Here is a 19,811-nt window from a genome sequence, read left to right as displayed (position 1 = left end):
GATGATCGAATCGTTACAATCGAAAACATTGCCATCCGGCTTGCATTTTCTGTTGAAACGTTGTTATAGAAATATTGATTCACTATGATTGAACGAGGCGCGGCAGGATTTCCGCGTCAGGATTGGATCGCAAGGATTGCTGAACGATGATGGATCATGATGCCCTGCAAGGGCGCACCGAAGATTATCTGAAGTGGCTGATCTGCGAGGCTGCAGACGAAGCGCTCGTTTTCGATGCGGAAACGCCGTTCGGCGAACTCGGGGTCAATTCGTTCCTCGTCCTGAAGATCCTCAAGCGACTCGAAGAGGACTTCGGCACGCTGCCGAAGACCTTGTTGTTCGAGAACTTCAATGTTCGCGATCTCGCGCGGTATTTCGTCAAGTCGCACGCGGATGCGTTGATGCGCAAGTTCTCCGGCGGGGCGACGCCAGTGCCGGCGAATGTCGCGACGAGCGCATCCGTGCCGGCGCCGGCCGCGATCGCAGCTCCCGCAGTCGTGGTCGAGCGTGCGCCCGCCCTGGTGGCGATCCGTCATCTCGACCGCTATCCCGAATTGAAGCAGCGCCGTCTCGAGATCTTCCATCGCTACAAGAACGAGTCGTCGGTGTCGCGCGGCACCGCGACGATCGCGCCGCTGCTGTTCTTCGGCAACGAACAGCGCGGCTACTTCAATTGCGGCAAGGGCAAGAAGATCCTGCTGGCCTACGGCTACACCGGTCCGGAAGAACACTTCCTGCCGCTGGCCGAAGAACTGTATCGCCATTGCGAGGCCAATGGACTGCAGTTCAACCTCTTCGCCGAAAACCGGCTTCCGCCGATCTGCGGCAAGACCTTCTCCGCCACGCCGTTCGGCGTGATGCAGCGCGTGCTCGACCTGCCTTCGTTCACGCTCGAAGGCCAGAAGATGCGCCGCCTGCGCTATCTGGTCTCGAAGTTCTCCAACGCCGGCGTGTGCCGCACGGAAGAGTACATCTGCGGCAGCGACCCGAAGACCGCCGAGGCGATCGCCGCGATCATCGACCAGTGGTGCGCTTCGCGGACGATGGTCAACCCGCTCATCCCCGTGGTGAAGGAGGAAATCCTCGCCGGCACGCTGGACCGCGAGCATCGCCTGTTCGTCACCCATGTCGACGACACGCTGCAGAACGCGATCCTCGTCTCGCCGATGGCGGACGGCGCGGGCTATCTCATGGATCTCGAGTTCTACGGCCCGGACATGCCGCTCGGTGGCCTGGAATTCGCGATCGTCAACATCATCCGCACCTTGCGCGACGAAGGCTGCCAGGTGTTCAGTCTCGGCGGCACCTATGGCTGCAAGCTCGGTGATTCCCCGGATGCCGACCCGCAGATCGAGCGCATCCTCGAGGACCTGCGCCAGCAGAACATCTTCAACGACGAGGGCAACCTCCAGTTCAAGAACAAGTTCCGTCCGGAGAGCAAGGACATCTTCCTGTGCCGCGCGACCGACGCGGGCCGCGCGGACAACGTGCTCGACATCATCCTGATGATCGCCGATCCGTCGAAGAACCAGATCGACGAGCCCGAGGCCAGCGCCGCGCCTGCGGCATCGACCGTCGCCGTGACTGCACCCGCTCCCGCGCCGGCGCCCGCAGTGCAGGCCGCGAGCGGGCAGGGCATCGCGATGCACACCGTCGACATCGGTGCCAGCCCGCGCTGGCAGTCGCTGGAGGCAGCCGGCTTCAATCCGATGAACCTCGCGGCCGGCCAGGTCGAGTTCGATCTCAAGACCGATTCCTGGGCGCAGTTGACCCTGCCCGCCATCGACAAGCAGATGGTCAGCCTGTTCGCGCAGATCCAGCGTCCCATCGACGTCAACGCCGCACTGCGCCGGGTCTTCCCGTTCGCCTGCTTCACCCTCACCCCGTCGGGCCGCACCGCCGAGGAACTCTTCTGCCAGGCCTGGGAGAAGAAGGGGCGCGTGCCGCAGAACATCCTGTTCCCGAGCACGCTCTACCACCAGATCGACAACGGTTTCTCGCCGAAGGAACTGCCTGCGGCGGCTGTGACCGACCTGCAGTCGAACGCGCCGTTCAAGGGCGACATCGACCTCGCCGCGCTCAGGGCCGAACTCGATGCGCACGGCGCGGAGATCGGCTACGTCTGCATCGAACTGACCGACAACGCAGCCGGCGGCGGCGCAGTGTCGCTCAGCCACCTCAAGCAGGTGAGGGCGCTGCTGGACAGCTGCCGCGAGCGGCACCCGATCTCCCTGGTCCTCGATGCGACGCGCGTGGTTGAGAACGCCCTGGTCGTCATCGAGCACGAGTCCGAATGGACCAATACCACTCCGTGGCAGGTCGTCGAAGCCCTGCTGTCGCAGGCCGATGTGGTGATCGCCAGCCTCGCCAAGGACTTCTGCGTCGACAAGGGCGGCCTGATCGCGACCAACGACCGGGCCTTGCACGACCGCCTGCAGGCCTTGCAGCAGCGCGGCGGCAAGGCGCTCGATGCCATCGATCGCAAGTGCATCGCCGCAGCCGTGCAGAACCGCAGCTTCATCGAAACCCAGATCCGCCGTCGCGTCGACGCGGTGCGCGCCCTGGGGCAGCGCCTTGCCGATCACGGACTGCCTGTGGTCCGGCCCTCACTGGCCCACTGCGTGCTGATCGACGTGAAGCGGATGCCCGAATTTCGCGATCTCGCCGCACCCGTGGCCTCGTTCGTGGCCTGGCTGTACCTCGCGACCGGCATCCGTGCCGGTGCGCACAGCGTCGGCATGCAGCAGAACTCGCCGCTCAACCAGCTCGTGCGGCTGGCGATTCCGGTCGGCCTCAAGGCCGATGCCGTGCGCACGCTCGGCGACCGCCTGATCGAAGCCTTCGCGCAGAAAGTCAACATCCCGGATCTCGCCGCTGTCGAGATCCCCGGTGATCTCAATGCCAGGCATCGTCTGCAGCAGCTGCGTCTGCCCGCAGCGGTGGTCTCCGCAGCCCAGTCTTCCACCGTGCCAGGCGGCGCGTCGCAGGCTGTGGTCGCTCCGGCCACGCAGACGCCGGATACATTGCCGGCGGCTCCGGCCATGCCTGCGCGCCAGGCGGCGCCGCGCGACGAGGACATGGAGATCGCGATCGTCGGCATGGCCACCCGCCTGCCGAAGGCGCGGAATGCCGAGGAACTGTGGGAAAACCTGGTCGGCGGCCGCGACTGCATCGGCGAGATCCCGCAGTCGCGCTACGCGCGTCGACGCAATCGCGATGCGCTGGGCCGTTATCGCGGCGGCTTCATCGACGATCTCGACCGCTTCGACTCGCTGTTCTTCAACATCTCTCCGCGCGAAGCGGAGACCCTCGATCCGCAGGAACGCCTGTTCCTCGAAGTGTCCTGGGAAGCGCTGGAAGACGCCGGTTACTATCCGGAAGCCTTCCAGAGCGAAGAACTGGGCGGGCGGCGGATCGGCGTGTACGTCGGCGCGGTCTGGTCGATGTACCAGATGGTCGGCGCCGAAGAGCGCATGGCCGGCAACCAGGTAGTCGCGAACTCCTTCCTGTGGAGCATCGCGAACCGCGTCTCGTATTTCATGAATTTCACTGGCCCCAGTATTGCTGTGGACACTGCGTGCTCGGCCAGCCTCACTGCGATCCACCTGGCCTGCGACGCTATCCAGCGCGGCGAATGCGCGGCCGCCCTCGTCGGCGGCGTGAATCTCGACGTGCACCAGTGCAAGCAGGAAATCACCGTTGCCGGCGGGCTGCTGTCCGAGGAAGGCCTGTGTCGTGCCTTCGGTCGCGGCGCCAGCGGCTACGTGCCGGGCGAAGGCGTCGGTGCGCTGCTGCTCAAGCCGCTCGCCCAGGCCCGTCGCGATCGCGACAACATCTACGCGGTCATCAAGGGCTCCGCGATCAGCCACGGCGGACGCAACAGCGGCTACGCCGTGCCGAACTCGAAAGCGCAGTGCGACGTCATCAGTGCGGCGCTGAAGCGTGCGAACGTCGATGCACGCAGCATCGGCTACATCGAGGCGCATGGCACCGGCACGGAGCTGGGCGATCCGATCGAGATCGCCGGCCTGAACCAGACTTTCGAACGGTACAACGCGCCGCTGCACAGCTGCGCCATCGGCTCGATCAAGACCAACATCGGCCATCTCGAAGCCGCCGCAGGCATCGCGGGCGTCTGCAAGACGCTGCTGCAGATGCGTCACCGCACGCTGGTGCCTTCGCTGCATTCCGCCGAGCTGAACGAATTCATCGATTTCGCGCATTCGCCGTTCGTGGTGCAGCAATCGCTGGCGCCCTGGGAACCGAAGCAGGTCGATGGCGTGGTCCAGCCGCTGCGCGCGGGCATCAGTTCCTTCGGCGCGGGCGGCTCGAACGCGCACGTCATCCTGGAAGCGATCGACAGCGACGCCGCTGCCGCGCAGGACGAGGTGTGTCCGCGTATCTTCCCGCTGTCGGCGCGCAACGAGGAACAGCTGCGCCATGTCGCCGAACGGCTCAAGGCCTTCATCGAGAAGCATCGCGACAGCGCGTCGCCGCCGAGCCTGGACGACATCGCATTCACCCTGCAGGCGGGGCGCAAGTCCTTCGACCATCGCGTCGCCCTGATCGCCGACAGCCGCACGCAGCTGCTCGACAGGCTGCAGTCCTTCCTCGCCGGCACACGCGACGAGCGGATTCTCATCGGCCACGTGAAGAACGCCGAGGGCATCACACGGCTGCTCAACCGGCAGGAAAAGGACGCGTTCGTCGATCTGCTGGCCAAGTCGCGCGATCCGATGAAGCTCGCGCAGCTGTGGATCGATGGCCTGGTCTCCGACTGGCAGGGCATGCAGGCGCAGGGACGTGGCCGGCGCATTTCGCTGCCCAGCTATCCCTTCGCGGACAAGCGCCACTGGCTGGAGCCGGTCGACGGTGCATCGATGCGCATCGGCGCATCGGGTCCGGGCGCGTTGCATCCGCTGATCGACAGCAACGAATCGACGTTCGAGCGCCAGCTGTTCCGCAAGGTCTTCAACGACCGAGAATTCTTCATCTACGACCACCTGGTGTCGGACATCCCGACCCTGCCGGGCGTCGCGTACCTCGACTTTGCGCGCAAGGCCGGCGAGATCGCCGCCGGTCGCAAGGTGCGGAAGATCCGCAACATCCTCTGGGTCAGTCCGCTGACGGTCCAGAACGGCGTCCCGAACGAAGTCTTCATCGAGCTCAAGCCGTCCGGCGACGCCGTGTCCTTCGAGGTCTTCAGCGAGCGCGAGGGCGGTGGCCGGCAACTGTACTGCCAGGGCAAGCTGCACTATGCCACCGCGCAGGAAGAGGCCATCGAGGACGAGTACATCGACCTCCAGGCGATCCTCGGCCGCTGCGAGCAGGTCACCGATGCTGAACGCGCCTACCCGCAGTTCAAGGCGCTGGGCCTGGATCTCGGCCCGACCTTCCAGGCGCTGCAGACGGTCCATCGCAATCCGCAGGCCGCCTTCGAAGTACTCGGCGCGCTGAAGATTCCGGATCTCGATGCGCTGCGCTTCGACGACTTCATGCTGCATCCCTCCCTGGTCGACTCCTCGTTCCAGGCCGCGATGGGGGCTCGCCTGGCCGATGCCGGCGGCGAGATGTTCGTGCCGTATTCGCTCGGCGAAGTCGAAATCCTGCACCCGCTCACCCCGGTCTGCTACAGCTACGTCACTGAAGCGAACGACGCGAAGAAGTCGTCCAACCTGTCGAAGATGAACGTGCTCATCGTCGACGAGCAGGGCAAGGTCCTGGTGCGGGTCCGCGACTCGGTCGGCGTACCCCTGCTCGACGTGCACGAGAAGCCGGGGCAGGCTGGCGCCGGCAAGGACGCGCCAGCCACGGACGCGGCCGCGTTCTCCACCCTGTACTACGGCACCGAATGGCAGTCGTCGGCGTTCGATCCCGCAGCGGTGCCCACAGGCGCACGCCACACGATCGTGCTGTTCGCGGCCGACAGCGCCGCTGTCGATGCCTATCGCAGTGCGCTGGCCGCAGCAGGCGATGATGCCAGCCACCTGATCGCGGTTTATCCCGGCGACGGATACGCCCGCATCGACGCGCATGCCTATCGCGTCGACGGCGGCAGCCGCGAGAGCTTCGAGGCGCTGCTGTCGGCGCTGCGCGAGACCCATGCGGCGCCGCTGCAGGTGTGCTTCGCATGGCCGGCGGCCATGGTCGACGATGCACTGCCGGTCGAAGCGCGCACCGCGCAGTCGCTCGACAATGGCGTACGCGCCTTCCTGCATCTGTGCCAGGCCGTGATCGCGCAGAAGGCCGAAGCGGACGTCCGACTGAACTACGTCTACTTCAGCGATGGCCAGGACGCGCGGCCACAGGACGAAGCGATCCAGGGCTTCGTCACCATCCTGCGTGCCGAAAGCCCGAAGCTCGCCTGCAAGGTCATCGAGTTCCAGGCGCCGACGATGGGCTTCGATGCTTCGGCTGTCGCGGCGCTCCGCCTCGAATACGGCATCGACACCCGGGCGCTCGGTGTGCGTCATGCCGACGGTCGCCGCTGGCTGCGTCGGATCGAGTCCTGTCCGTCGCCCGATGCGGAGAACGCGCCGCCGGTGTCGATCCGCCATCGTGGCGCGTACATCATCACCGGCGGCGCGGGTGGCCTCGGCCTGATCTTCGCGGAGCATCTGGCGAAGGCGTTCCAGGCGCGACTGGTGCTCAGCGGCCGCAGTGCGCCGAAGCCGGAGATCGAAGCGACCCTGGACGCGCTACGCGCGACGGGCGCCGAGGTCGAGTACGTCCAGGCCGATGTCTCGAAGCGCGAGGATGTCGAGCGGCTGGTCGCGACCTGCCGCGAGCGCTACGGTGCCGTCCACGGCATCGTCCACAGCGCCGGCGTGCTGCGCGATGCCTACATCCGCAACAAGTCATGGGACGACATGGCGGCGGTCTTCGCACCGAAGATCCTCGGCGCGGTCCTGCTCGACGACATCACCCGCGACGACCCGCTCGACTTCTTCGTGATGTTCTCCTCGCTGGCGGCGCTCGCCGGCAATGCGGGACAGAGCGACTACTCGTACGCCAACCATTACATGGATGCGTTCGCTGCCCGGCGCAACGCACTGGCGCGCGACGGGGCGCGCCACGGCCGGACGCTCAGCATCAACTGGTCGATCTGGGCCGAAGGCGGCATGCGCCTGGACGAGCAGACCGCGCTGTTCTTCGAGCGCAATCTCGGCATCAAACCGCTGCAGCGCGAGATCGGCCTGCAGGCCTTCATGCTCGGACTGCAGACCGAGCTGTCGCATCTCGCCGTCATGCAGGGCGTGCGGGAGAAGATCGAGCGTGCCTGGGGCATCGGTGCGCCCGACGTCACCACGCCCGCAGCGTCCGTCGTGCCGGCATCGCCGACCACGGCAGCGACCGCAGCCGGCAGCGCGGAAGCGCCCGCAGGCGGCGGCGACGATCTGGTCCTGGCGGTGCAGGACACGCTGTCCGCGATCGTCATGGATTTCCTGAAGCTCGATGCCGACGACATCGATCTCGACAGCATCCTGCTGGACCTGGGCTTCGATTCGATCGGCCTCACCTCGTTCAGCAACCTCGTCAACGACAAGTACGGTCTCGACATCACCCCGGTGACGTTCTTCGAGTACCCGAACATCCGCGAGATCGCGAAGCACCTCGCGCAGGACCATCGCGATGCCGTCCTGCGCGTGCATGGCCAGCGCACGTCGGCGACGGCAGCGATTCCTGCGCGTGCCAGTGCTCCGGCCGTGTCCGAGCAGGCGCCGATCGCCTTCAAGAAGAAGCTTGAATCGGCCAATGCCCCGCAGGCCGAAACGCAGGGCGGCGGCAGCGGAGGGTTCTCGCCGCAGCGTCGCTTCATCGAGCGCCCCATCGCGATCGTCGGCATGAGCGGCGTGATGCCGCAGGCCGACGATGTCGACGAGTACTGGGAGAAGCTCAGCAAGGCCGAGAACAACATGGTCACCCTGGTGCCGCCGGACCGCTGGGACTGGCAGGCGTACTACGGCGATCCGATGGCGGAGAAGAACAAGACGCTGTCGAAGTGGGGCGGCTTCATGCGCGAGGTCGACAAGTTCGACCCGCTGTTCTGGGGCATCTCGCCGCGCGAGGCGGAGATGATGGATCCGCAGCAGCGCATCTTCCTGGAAAGCGTCTGGGGTGCGATCGAGGATTCCGGGCACAAGGTCTCGGAGTTCGCGGGTACCAGGACCGGCCTGTTCGTCGGCGCGGCGACGCGCGACTACATCGACATGATGGCGATGAACCATGCCGAGCTGGACGGCTACTCCGCATCCGGCACCTCGCACGCCATCCTCGTCAACCGCGTGTCGTTCCTGCTCGACATCCACGGCCCCAGCGCACCGCTGGACACGGCGTGTTCGAGTTCGCTGGTGGCGCTGCACCGCGCCATCGAATCGATCCACACCGGCAGCTCGGACATGGCGATCGTCGGCGGCGTGCAGGTCATGCTGACGCCGGCCGGACACATCTCCTTCGGCGCCGCCGGCATGCTGGCCGACGACGGAAAGTGCAAGACCTTCGACTCGCGCGCGAACGGTTACGTGCGCGGCGAGGGCTCGGGCGCGATCCTGATCCGCCCGCTGGAAGACGCGATCGCCGATGGCGACCACATCTACGCGGTGATCAAGTCCACTGCGGAGAACCACGGCGGCAAGGCGACCATGCTCACCGCCCCGAATCCGAACGCGCAGGCCGACCTGCTGGTCGAGGCCTACGAGAAGGCCGAGATCGACCCGCGCAGCGTGGGCTATCTGGAGTGCCATGGCACCGGCACCAGCCTGGGCGATCCGATCGAGATCCAGGCGATGAAGAAGGCCTTCTCGGATCTCTACCGGAAGCATCAACTGCCGCCGGCAGCAAAGCCGCATATCGGCCTGACCTCGGCCAAGACCAACATCGGCCATCTCGAAACCGCGGCCGGCATCGCGGGCATCCTCAAGGTCCTGCAGTCGATCCGGCACAAGCAGATTCCCGCGCTGCTGCATTTCGAGAAACTGAATCCCTACATCAACCTCGACAACACCCCGTTCTATCCGGTCACGAAGACCCAGCCCTGGGAGCCGGCGCTGGACGAGCAGGGCAGGGCGTTCCCGCGCCGGGCCGGCATCAGTTCCTTCGGTTTCGGCGGCGCCAACGTGCATGTCGTGCTGGAGGAGTACATCGACGCGCAGGCGAGGACATCGCCGCGCCCTGCAGGGCCGCACCTCATCGTGCTCTCGGCCAAGACCGCCGACCGCCTGCGGGCCAACGCCGCGCGCCTGCTGGCGCACCTGGCGAAGGGCACCGATGAGGACTTGGCCGACATCGCCTATACGCTGCAGATCGGCCGCGATGCGATGGCCGAGCGCATGGGGCTCGTCGTGGCATCGAAGGACGAACTCATCGCACGCCTGCAGGCCTTCGTCGACGGCGACGAGGCCAGGGCCGATGCGAAGCGGGGCACCATCCGCCGCAAGTCCGAGACCAAGCCGACCGACGCCGCGACCATCGCCCAGTGGCTGCGCGATCGCGACCTGACCGCACTGCTCGATCTCTGGCTGGCGGGGCAGGAGCCCGACTGGAAGGCGCTGTACACCGGTCATGTCATGCGCCGCTGCACGCTGCCGACCTATGCCTTCGCACGCGAGCGCTATTGGTTCACGGTCGATCAGGAGAAGCAGAAGACAGGCAGTCAGGCCGCCATCCATCCGCTGCTGCATCGCAACGTCTCGGTATTCGGGCGACAGTCGTTCGCATCGGACGGCACGCTGCTCGCGACATCGCTGCGCGGCAAGGGCCTGCGACCCGACACGGTGCTGCCGGAACTGCTGCCGGTCGAGATGGTCCGGCTCGCAGTGCGGGAATCGCTGGGCGACCGCGGGCACAAGTCAGGCATCGAATTGCGTTCGCTGGCCTGGGTGGAAGCCGCGGCCACGACGCAGAGCGGCACGGTCTCCGTGGATCTCCATGCGAACAGCGGCAACGGCTTCGACTTCAACGTGAGGGTTTCGGGTGCCGAAAGCGAGTCGACGCTCTGCGAAGGTGCCGGCAGTCATGCGATCGGGGACGCGCCGGATCGCATCGATGTGGCCCAGCTGCGCACGCTGTTCCCGGGCGGCGCCCTGGATGACGCCGGTTTCCATGCCTCCCTCATCGAGGCCGGCATGGTCCGCGACCGGCTGCCCGATGGCGTTGTGGCCTGCCTTCGCGGTGAGCGCCAGACACTGCTCGAATTCCGCCTGCCGACTGCTCCGGAAGACATCGGTCCGACTGCAGCGGATGCGAGCGATGCGCTGGACGGCTTCTCGCTGCTGTCCCTCGCGCACCTCGCCTGCCTCGACCATCTGCGCGAGAAGGGCGTCGCACCGTCCGCAACGACTGTGCTCGAACTGCAGCGCATCTGGTTCGCGCCGGTCGCGGCTCGCGCAGGCATGATCTGGGTCCGGCCGGCTCGTGGCGGAAGCCACGAGGACGACCGCACCGCGATCGACGTCGACGTGATCGATGCCGAAGGCCGCGTGCTCATCAAGATCAAGGGCTTGATGATCGGCCATGCGCCGACAGCGAGCGTGGAGCAGGTGCACGACGAAGAGTTCGCCGCGATGCTCGAATCGCTCTACGCCCCGGGCCGCCAGATGGTCGGTCACGCGGTGCAGGGCGCGACGAGTCTCGAATTCGAAGGCGCGCTCGATGCGATCTACGAGGAAGGCGCGACCTGATGGGATTCGCTTCCGCGTTACATGCATCGAGTTCGCGCGCGATTCGCCATGACCGCAAGTGCGGAGTGGACGTATCGATGGCATCGCCCCCGTTGTACGCGGGTCTGGCCGACATCGTCCGCGCGAGGTTGCGAATGCATTGCAAAACCATGGCGAAAACGCGGTTGATGAAACCATGTTTCGCCTCGATACTGCTGGACAGGACCATCGGATGATCCTCCCGCATTGCGGGTCTTCGAACACGGAGCGTTGAATGCAGTACCTGACGACACTCATCGAGAGTTGGGCCGATCACGCCGATCGCACTGCGATCGTCTGCGATGGCGACGCGCTCGACTACGCGCAGCTGCACGCCAGGACGCGGTACTGGCGGGATCGGCTGCAATCCATCGGCATCGCACCGGGCACCTGCATCGCAATGCGAGGCCAGGTGACCGGCGACATGATCGCGCTGCTGTTCGCGCTGGTCGAGAACGCGAACATCGTGGTGCCCATCCTGTCCGCCAGCGACTCCGAAGTGGAGGAATCGCTGGAGACGGCATGCGTCGATGGTTTCTTCGAATTCTCGGACGACGGCGACAGCCGGTACACGCCTTGTCGTCATGGCAAGCATCATCCGCTGCTCGACCCTCTGCGCGGCGAACCGAAGGAAGCCGGGCTGATCCTGTTCACGTCCGGGTCGAGCGGCAAGAGCAAGGCTTCGGTGCATCGTTTCTCGCGACTCGTGAAGAATGTGCTGCAGAAGCCCGGGGCCGCGTATCGCACCCTGATTTTCCTGATGTTCGACCACATCGGTGGCGTCAACACGCTGCTGCACGTGCTCTGCAACGGCGGCACGGCGGTTTTCGTCAGGGATCGCGCGGTTCCGACGGTCTGCCATGCGATCGAATCGCAGCGTATCCAGCTGCTGCCGACCACGCCGACCTTCCTCAACATGCTGCTCATTTCCGACCAGCGCCAGGGCTACGACCTGTCGTCGCTGGAGCTGGTCACCTACGGCACCGAACCGATGTCGCTGGCGACGCTGAAGGCGCTGAACCAGGCCCTGCCTGGTGTGCGCTGCAAGCAGACCTACGGACTCACCGAAGTCGGCATCCTGCCGACGCGCTCCGACGATCCCGGATCGACCTGGATGAAGGTCGGCGGCGAGCGCCACGAGATCCGGATCGTCGATGGCATCCTGTGGATCCGCACCGATGCAGCCATGCTCGGCTATCTCAATGCGCCATCGCCCTTCGATGAAGACGGCTGGCTCAACACCGGCGACATGGTCGAGGAGCAGGACGGTTACCTGCGCATCCTCGGCCGCGAGTCGGAAATCATCAATGTCGGCGGCGAAAAGGTGTATCCGAGCGAAGTCGAGAACCTGATCCTGCAGGTGGAGAACATCAGCGACGTCGTCGTCAGCGGCAAGCCGAGCGCGCTGACCGGTCATCTGGTCTTCGCGACCGTGCAACTGGTCGAACCCGAGCCCGCGGCGCAGGTCGAGCAGCGCGTGCGCGCGCATTGCAGGCAGCATCTGCCGCCATTCAAGGTGCCGGTCGGGGTCAAGGTCAGCGAAGACCCCCTGTTCGGCGCCCGCTTCAAGAAGATTCGTCGCCAGTCGCGCACAGCGCAGGACGGTGCCATCCATGCCGAAAGGGAGCAAGCAAGTGTCGACTGACAGGAAAGTGGTCATCATCAGCGGCGGCAGCCGGGGACTGGGACAGGCCCTGGTGCAGGACCGGCTCGACGCGGGCGATATCGTCGCCACGTTCAGCCGCTCCAGCAACGATTTCATCGATCGGCTGCGCAAGGCCGACCCGGAAGGCGAGCGTTTCCACTGGGAGCCGATCGAAGGCACCGACCTGGACGGCGTCCGCACCTTTGCCATGAACGTCGTGCGCCGTTACAAGCGCATCGATGCGCTGGTCAACAATGCCGGCGTCGGCGTCGAAGGACTGCTGACGATGACGTCGGAGCGCGACATCCACCTCGCGCTGGCCTTGAACCTGGAGTCGGTGATCGTGCTGACGCGCGCCTGCCTGAAGGCGATGATCGCGGCGCGTCACGGCAGCATCCTCAACATCTCCTCGGTCAATGCCCTGCGCGGTCACAAGGGCCTGGCCGTCTACAGCGCCACCAAGGCGGCACTGCTCGGCTTCACGCGCAGCCTCGCGACCGAAGTGGGCCCGCAGGGCATCACCGTCAATGCGATCGCGCCGGGCTTCTTCGAAAGCGAGATGGTCGGCCACCTGACCGACGCGCAGCGTGCCCGCATCATCCGCCGCACCCCGATGCGCGCCATGTGCACCACCCAGGACATCGTCGACAGCGCGCGTTTCCTGCTCTCGACGCGCGCCATCACCGGCCAGACCCTGGCGGTCGACGGCGGTTTCACTGCCTGACCGATGTCCCGTCGCAAGCCCTTTGTCCATATCGATTCGAGGAACACCATGAGCGAACACCAGCAGATCATCTACGACACCCTGCGTCGCGTTGCGGAGGAGGAAGGCGTCGAACTCGGCACGATCACCGATTCCAGCGCGCTCATCGATACCCTCGGGTTCCGGTCCCTGCACATCGCCCGCATCCTGGCGATCCTGGAAATCCATTTTTCGCACGATCCGTTCGCGAGCGGCGAGGTGCCGATCACCAGCCTGCGTACGGTCGGCGACCTGTGCGCCGCCTACGAGCGCTGATCGAGTCTTTCATTGGAGGCAATCCACCGGGGTGCCAGCGCACCACGACCCCGGCATGAATTGCAGCAGGATCCGGCATGGAAAAGCAGCACGGCGATATCGCGATCATCGGAATGGCAGGGAGATTTCCCGGCTCGGCCTCGACACATGAGTTCTGGGCGAACCTGTGCGCCGGCCGTTCCGGCATCGCCGCGCTTTCCGACGAAGAACTGCTCGCCAACGGGGTGTCGCCGGACACGCTGGCTGATCCGAACTACATCAAGGTCGCGCCGCTCCTCGCGGACCACGACTGTTTCGACGCCGAGTTCTTCTGGGTCCCGCCGCGCGATGCAGAAATCATGGATCCCCAGCATCGCCTGCTGCTCGAATGCGCATGGGCGACCATGGAGGACGCCGGCTATCCGCCCGATTCCCAATCCGCCCGGATCGGTGTCTTCGCCGGATCCGGCGGCATCGTGTCCAGCCATCTGCTGTCATGCACCGGGCATTACGACGATGTGGTCGGCAAGACCGGCGGCAGCTGGCACGTCAACAACGACAAGGACTTCGTGCCGACGCGCCTGTCCTACAAGCTGAACCTGCGCGGCCCGAGCATCGCGGTGCAGACCGCATGCTCCACCTCGCTGGTCGCGGTACACATGGCATGCCAGAGCATCCGCTCGGGCGAGTGCGAGATGGCCCTGGCCGGCGCGGTCAGCGTGCGCACGCCACACGTCGCGGGTTATTTGTACGAGAGCGGCAACATCCTCTCCGCCGACGGCCAGGTCCGCGCCTTCGATGCGGACGCGAAAGGCGTCGTGTTCGGCAGCGGCGTCGGCATGGTCCTGCTCAAACCCCTGCAGCAGGCGATCGCCGATGGCGACTGCATCCACGCCGTGATCAAGGGATCGGCCATCAACAACGATGGCGGCCAGAAGATGAGCTTCCTCGCCACCAAGGTGGACGGGCAGCTCGACTGCATGCGCGCCGCGCTCGACAACGCTGGCATCCCGGCCGACAGCCTCGGCTACATCGAAGCGCACGGCACGGGCACGGCGATGGGCGATCCGATCGAGATCCTCGCGCTGAGCCGCCTGTTCCGCAGCGAGACCGAACGCCGCCAGTTCTGCGCGATCGGATCGGTCAAGAACAACATCGGCCATCTCGACATCGCCGCCGGGATGGCCAGCCTCATCAAGGTCGCGATGGCCCTGAAGTCCGCGCGCATTCCACCGTGCGTGAACTTCGCCACGCCGAACCCGAAGATCGATTTCGAGAGCAGTCCCTTCCACGTCAACACCGATGCGATCGAATGGCTGCAGGACGGGACGCCGCGCCGCGCCGCGATCAACTGTCTCGGCATCGGCGGCACCAATGCCTTCATGGTGCTCGAAGAGCCGCCGCAGCGGCCCGAGCCGGTGCGTACGCCGGTTGTGCCGCGCATCGTCGTGCTGTCGGCCAAGACGGAGGCCGCGCTCTGGCGAAAAGTGGCCGATCTCGCTGCCTGGTTCGATGCCGGCAACGACGCACATCTCGACGACATCGCGTTCACGCTCGCGACCGGCCGCAACCTGTTCGAGCATCGCTGTGTCGTGGTGGCGAACGATGCCGGCGACCTGCTCGCCAAGCTCAAGCGTCTGGCACGCCACAAGCGCGCACCGGATTGCTTCGTCGGCAGCGGCGTCGAGCGGACTGGCAGCGCGACACCCGGTCTGGACCAGTTCGCCCGCTTCCTGGTGGAGCAGATCGCCGGTGGCCTGCCGATCGAAGAGATCCACGGCAAGCTGCTCGCGCTCGCGGATCTCTTTTGTCGCGGCGCGACGCTGCCGTTCGACGCACTGTTCGCGGGCTCCGGCGCACGACACATCGCGCTGCCGACCTATCCCTTCGAAAGACGTCGCTTCGCGATTCCGGCGCTGCCGCATGGCATCCGGACGCAGTCGATCGCAGCCGCCGCGTCGTCGCTCCTCCATCCGCTGGTCCACGCCAACGTTTCCGACCTCTCGGGTCCGATCTTCGCGTCGGAATTCCATGGCCAGGAGTTTTTCCTGCGCGACCATGTCGTGCTCGGACGCCGCGTGCTGCCCGGCGTGGCCTATGTCGAGATGGTGCGCGCCGCTGCAGCACTGGCGCTGCCGGCAGCGCTGACCCGCACGTTCGAATTCAGGGATCACGCCTGGATCCAGCCGGTGGTGGTCGAGAACGCGTTCAGGCTCTCGGTGGTGCTGCACGATGCCGGCGAAGACGAGGACGGCGGACGCTGGCTCGATTACGAGATCCGCTCCGGCGCGGCGGACAGCCGAACCTCGCACGCCCGGGGTTCGGTCCGTTGCAGTGCGGACGCCATCGACGCCGGGGCAGTGGACCTTACTGCGGTCGACAAGGCCATCGTCGGCGCGCACCGCGATCCCGCCGCGCTGTATGCGCGTTTCGAAGCCTTGGGCCTGCGCTATGGGGCGATGATGCAGGGCATCGCCGAGCTGCGCAGCAATGGCGATGAGGTGCTCGCGCGCCTGCGCTTGCCGGCCGGGACGGCTCCGGGCTTCGGCCTGCACCCCGCGATCATGGATGCCGCGATGCAGTGCACGGTCTGCCTGCTGGCCGGTCTGGACGGCGAGGGCGGCACAGCGGTGATGCCGTTCGCCTTCGACGACATGATCGTCCAGGGCGGCACTACCGCCGACATGTGGGTCTGGGTCCGCCGCTCGTCCGGGGCGCAGGTCGCGGGCATGCCGTCGCTGGATATCGATCTGGTCGACGACCAGGGCCTGTCGCGCGTCAGCCTCCGCGGTCTGGTCTCGCGCACGGTCGCAGCAGCGCCTGCAAGTGGGTCGCCTGCTGCTGCCTCGTCTGTGGCGGTCTCGCCAGGCGGTACGCCACTGCACGCCGTCGCGGCTTCGCCGTCGCCCGCGAGAGCGGCGCCGCCGACGCTGTCGGCACCCGCGCTCCGCGCCCTGGCCCCGATCTGGAATCCGGTTCGCTTCGAGCGCGAGGCCATCACGCCCGAGGCGGGCGAACGCTGCCTGCTGCTCGGTGGCGACGAGGCGCTGTTCCAGTGGCTGCGTATCGCGCCAATCGATCTGCGCCACCAGCCGATCCCGTCCGGCGATGCTGTCGAACACATCGAACAGCGGCTGTCCGACCAGGCATTCGATCATCTCCTCTGGTTCGCTCCCGAAGCAGGGCCTGGCGACGACACGATCGTCCCCAGCCAGGAAGCGGGCGTGCTGTCGCTGTTCCGAATTCTCAAGGCGCTGAATCGCCTCGACGCGTTCGAACGCGAACTCAAGCTCACGATCGTCACGCGCCGCGCGCTGCAGGTGTTCGACGACGAACTGGTGTCTCCGCATCATGCCGGTGTGCACGGCCTGGTCGGCAGCCTCGCCAAGGAACTGCCGCTGTGGCGCATCCGGCTCGTCGACATCGAATCGACCGACGATCTCGATGCCCGGGAAATCCTCGCCTTGCCGTGGGACGCGCAGGGCAGGGGCATGGTGTATCGCTGCGACGAATGGTTCCGCCAGGAATTCGCCGATGCCGGCCGCTTGGCGTTCCACCGCGCCGCCTGTCGGCAGAAGGGCGTGTACGTCGTGATCGGTGGTGCCGGCGGGCTCGGCGAAGTCTGGACCCGGCACATGGTCGCGCAGTACGACGCCGAGGTGATCTGGATCGGCCGGCGTCCGCAGGATGCCGCCATCGAGTCGAAACTCGATGCGATCGCGGCCATCGGTCGTCGTCCGCACTATGTCTCCGCGGATGCCACCGATACGGCGGCGCTGGCGGCGGCTGTCGCCGACATCCGGGCGCGCTTCCCGCGCATCGATGGCGTGGTCCATTCCGCGCTGGTGCTGCAGGACCAGACGGTACGCACGATGGACGAGGCCGTCTTCCGCCGGAGCCTCGCGGCCAAGGTCGACGTCAGCGTGAACATCGCAGGTGCCTTCGCCGGCCTCGATCTCGATTTCATGCTGTTCTTCTCGTCGGTGGCATCGTTCCACCGCGATGCCGGCCAGTCGAACTACTGCGCAGGCTGCACCTTCAAGGACAGCTTCGCGCAGGCCATGCGCGCACGGCATCCTTATCCTGTAAAGATCGTCAACTGGGGCTACTGGGGCAGCGTCGGCGTCGTCAGCGATGCGTTCTTCCGCAAGCGCATGGAAAGCCGGGGCATCGGCTCGATCGAGCCGGAGGAGGCGATGCGCGAGCTGGATGCCTTCCTCGCTTCCGACATGGATCAGCTGGTGATGATCAAGACGATCTCCCAGCGCGCACTCGACGAACTCTGGGTATCGGAAGAAGTCCACCATTACCAGGATCACGCGCCATCGACCGGCTGCGGCAGCGAAACGGCGGCCGCATCGTGACCCGAGCGCACATGAGTACATGGGGCATGCCACCAGCATCGACGCACGTCGATGCCTGTCCATGTTCGTCGACCATCTGCACGATCGATGGCGATTCGCCCCTCGTGCTTCCGTGTATCCCACCTCGGTCGGGATGGCATCGCCCGGATGGGCGCCGCCACGACCGGACAAGGTCGGCAAAACGATTGGCAAAACGACTGGCCAGGTTCGGCCGTCTCATCGAATCGAGGTGTGAATTGCCGGATTTTGCCATCGATCCCGTTGAAATCCGCGGCAAATGTTGTGTCATCATCAGCTGCGAGGGCCTGCGCTTCGGCCCCCCGACGACATGGAATCGCCGTATGCGGTCAAGGACGAATTCGAATCCCTGCTGGAATCGATGTACAAGTCGACTGTCTGGTCGGCCCGGCGCGCAGCGTATCGGGCGCAATCGGGCGTCGAATCCGGAGCTGTCCCGAGCGAGCGTCGCAAGGGGTACGGGAAAGGAATGAAGACCGTACCGCTCCTCCCCGCGACGCGCTCGGGGCAACATGGCCGTTTCCCGCATCCGCTGCAGGCACACCCGCTGAAGTCGGCGGCGATTTCGCTGCTCGCGCTCGGCGTGGCCTTCGGTGCGCATGCACAAGCGCCGAAAGCCGGGTCTTTGCCCGATCCGGACAGCGATCTCCTTGAAGGCGTCGTCATCGATCCGCCCTCGGAGACATCACCTGCAGCACCTGCCGCGAACGCAACCGGGATGCCTGCCGTATCGCCGCCGGAGGAGAACGAAGAGACGATCGCCGAACTCGATGCCCTCGATATCGACATCGACATGACGGTCGATCCAGACACGCAGGATCCAGAGGAGCCGGTGCCCGCAGGCGAGACGCCAAGTGCGCCGGCGGCAGACGGGGACGTGGCCCCGACCGATGCCGCGACGAAGGGCGACAGCGTGCTCGCGGCCTGGCTGGAACCGCTGCGCGTCAGCCTGAAACATGAAGTGTCCTACAAATTCGCTGCGCCCAGGCGCGTGGTGAACAATCGCTCCTCGGTGCGGCTGGAGTACTCGAAGGCGCTGACCAGCAATCTGTATGTCCGGCTCGACACCAAGCTCAACCTGCACTGGGGCAACGATCATCGCGCAAAGGCCAAGGACGAGGATCCCTTCCGCGAACTGGTCACCCGCGAGGCCTATCTGCAGAGCAGCTTCGGCAACACGAGTTTCCGGGTCGGCTACCAGATCCTCCCGTGGGGCGTGTCGGAAGGCGGTGCGATCACCGACGAAGTCAGCCCCCGCAACAGCGCAGAATTCTTCTTCGTCTCACTGGAGGAGTCGCGCGTCGGCCAGCCGATGCTGACGATGGATCGCTTCGGCGATTCGGGGCAATGGACCGCGTTCTTCGTTCCGCGCCCCGGCTACAACAAGTATCCGGACCGCGACTCCGAATACGACATCCCCGGTGCCTTCGACAGGAACGCGCCTGACGATGACTGGGACAACGCCGGCACCTGGGAATTCGGCGCACGCTGGAAGCGCACATTCGGCAAGAGCGACATCAGCCTGATGGCCGCCAGGCTGATCGACAACGATTACCTGGTGCGCCAGCAGCGCTTCCGCATGTACGGTCTGACCGCGAATCTCGGGATCGACAACCTGCTGCTGCGCGCGGAAGTCGCGCTGAAGCAACCGCGTGCCTTCTTCGCGCGTTCTGCGAGCAGCAGCGATCTGACCATCGTCGAAAGCGACCAGTTCGATTCGAGCTTCGGTTTCGACTATTCGCCCGGTGGCCGTGCGCTGACCTACAGCGCCGAAGTCGTCTGGAGTCGTCTGCTCGACTGGAACGGCGACATCGTCGCGCGCGAGCGCGATGAGTATTCGCTGATCGGCTCGGTGAGCAACCGCTTCTTCAACGACGATCTGACCCTGAGCTGGCTCACGATCTACACCCGGCCTTACACCAGCTTCCAGCACAGGTTCCTCAGTTCCTACCTGATCGACGACAACTCCACCGTCTATTTCGAATTCTTCTATCCCGACGAACGGGACGAGCGCAGTGGAACCTGGTCGTATCGCGACCAGAAGCAGTTCGTCATCCGATACCAATATCAGTTCTAGCGGCCGCGAGATG

Annotated in this window: 6 protein-coding genes; all 6 read left to right on the top strand. The window is 65.6% G+C overall.

Annotated elements, in window-relative coordinates; genetic code table 11:
* Window positions 1–146: 146 nt before the first annotated feature.
* The 6 genes from ACFQ0E_RS15870 (at window position 147) to ACFQ0E_RS15845 (ending at window position 19,798) form a co-directional block, all read left to right on the top strand.
* Window positions 147–10,679 (top strand): SDR family NAD(P)-dependent oxidoreductase, encoded by a 10,533-nt coding sequence (locus tag ACFQ0E_RS15870; RefSeq protein WP_386825483.1) that lies wholly within the window; start codon window positions 147–149, stop codon window positions 10,677–10,679.
* 253 nt (window positions 10,680–10,932) lie between these two features.
* Entirely contained in the window at window positions 10,933–12,342 is a 1,410-nt protein-coding gene (locus tag ACFQ0E_RS15865; protein WP_386825481.1) for a class I adenylate-forming enzyme family protein, read from the top strand.
* On the top strand, window positions 12,332–13,066 hold the full coding sequence (locus ACFQ0E_RS15860) for an SDR family NAD(P)-dependent oxidoreductase (protein ID WP_386825479.1): 735 nt from the start codon (window positions 12,332–12,334) through the stop codon (window positions 13,064–13,066). Before ACFQ0E_RS15865 ends, ACFQ0E_RS15860 begins: the two co-directional genes overlap by 11 nt.
* Before the next feature lie 48 nt (window positions 13,067–13,114).
* Complete coding sequence (locus tag ACFQ0E_RS15855; protein ID WP_137850723.1) at window positions 13,115–13,360, top strand: hypothetical protein; 246 nt, start codon at window positions 13,115–13,117, stop codon at window positions 13,358–13,360.
* A 77-nt stretch (window positions 13,361–13,437) separates the two neighbouring features.
* The gene (locus ACFQ0E_RS15850; protein WP_386825477.1) at window positions 13,438–17,703 is read left to right on the top strand and encodes an SDR family NAD(P)-dependent oxidoreductase; all 4,266 of its coding nucleotides are present in this window, start codon (window positions 13,438–13,440) and stop codon (window positions 17,701–17,703) included.
* Between the two features lie 736 nt (window positions 17,704–18,439).
* Window positions 18,440–19,798: a hypothetical protein gene (locus ACFQ0E_RS15845; protein ID WP_386825475.1), complete on the top strand. Its 1,359-nt coding sequence runs from the start codon at window positions 18,440–18,442 to the stop codon at window positions 19,796–19,798.
* Window positions 19,799–19,811 lie beyond the last annotated feature (13 nt).

It is taken from the genome of Lysobacter brunescens, assembly GCF_042677005.1.
Classification (GTDB): domain Bacteria; phylum Pseudomonadota; class Gammaproteobacteria; order Xanthomonadales; family Xanthomonadaceae; genus Lysobacter_I; species Lysobacter_I brunescens.
The sequence above is the reverse complement of the archived record's forward strand: the minus strand, read 5'-3'. Positions and strand labels throughout refer to the sequence as shown.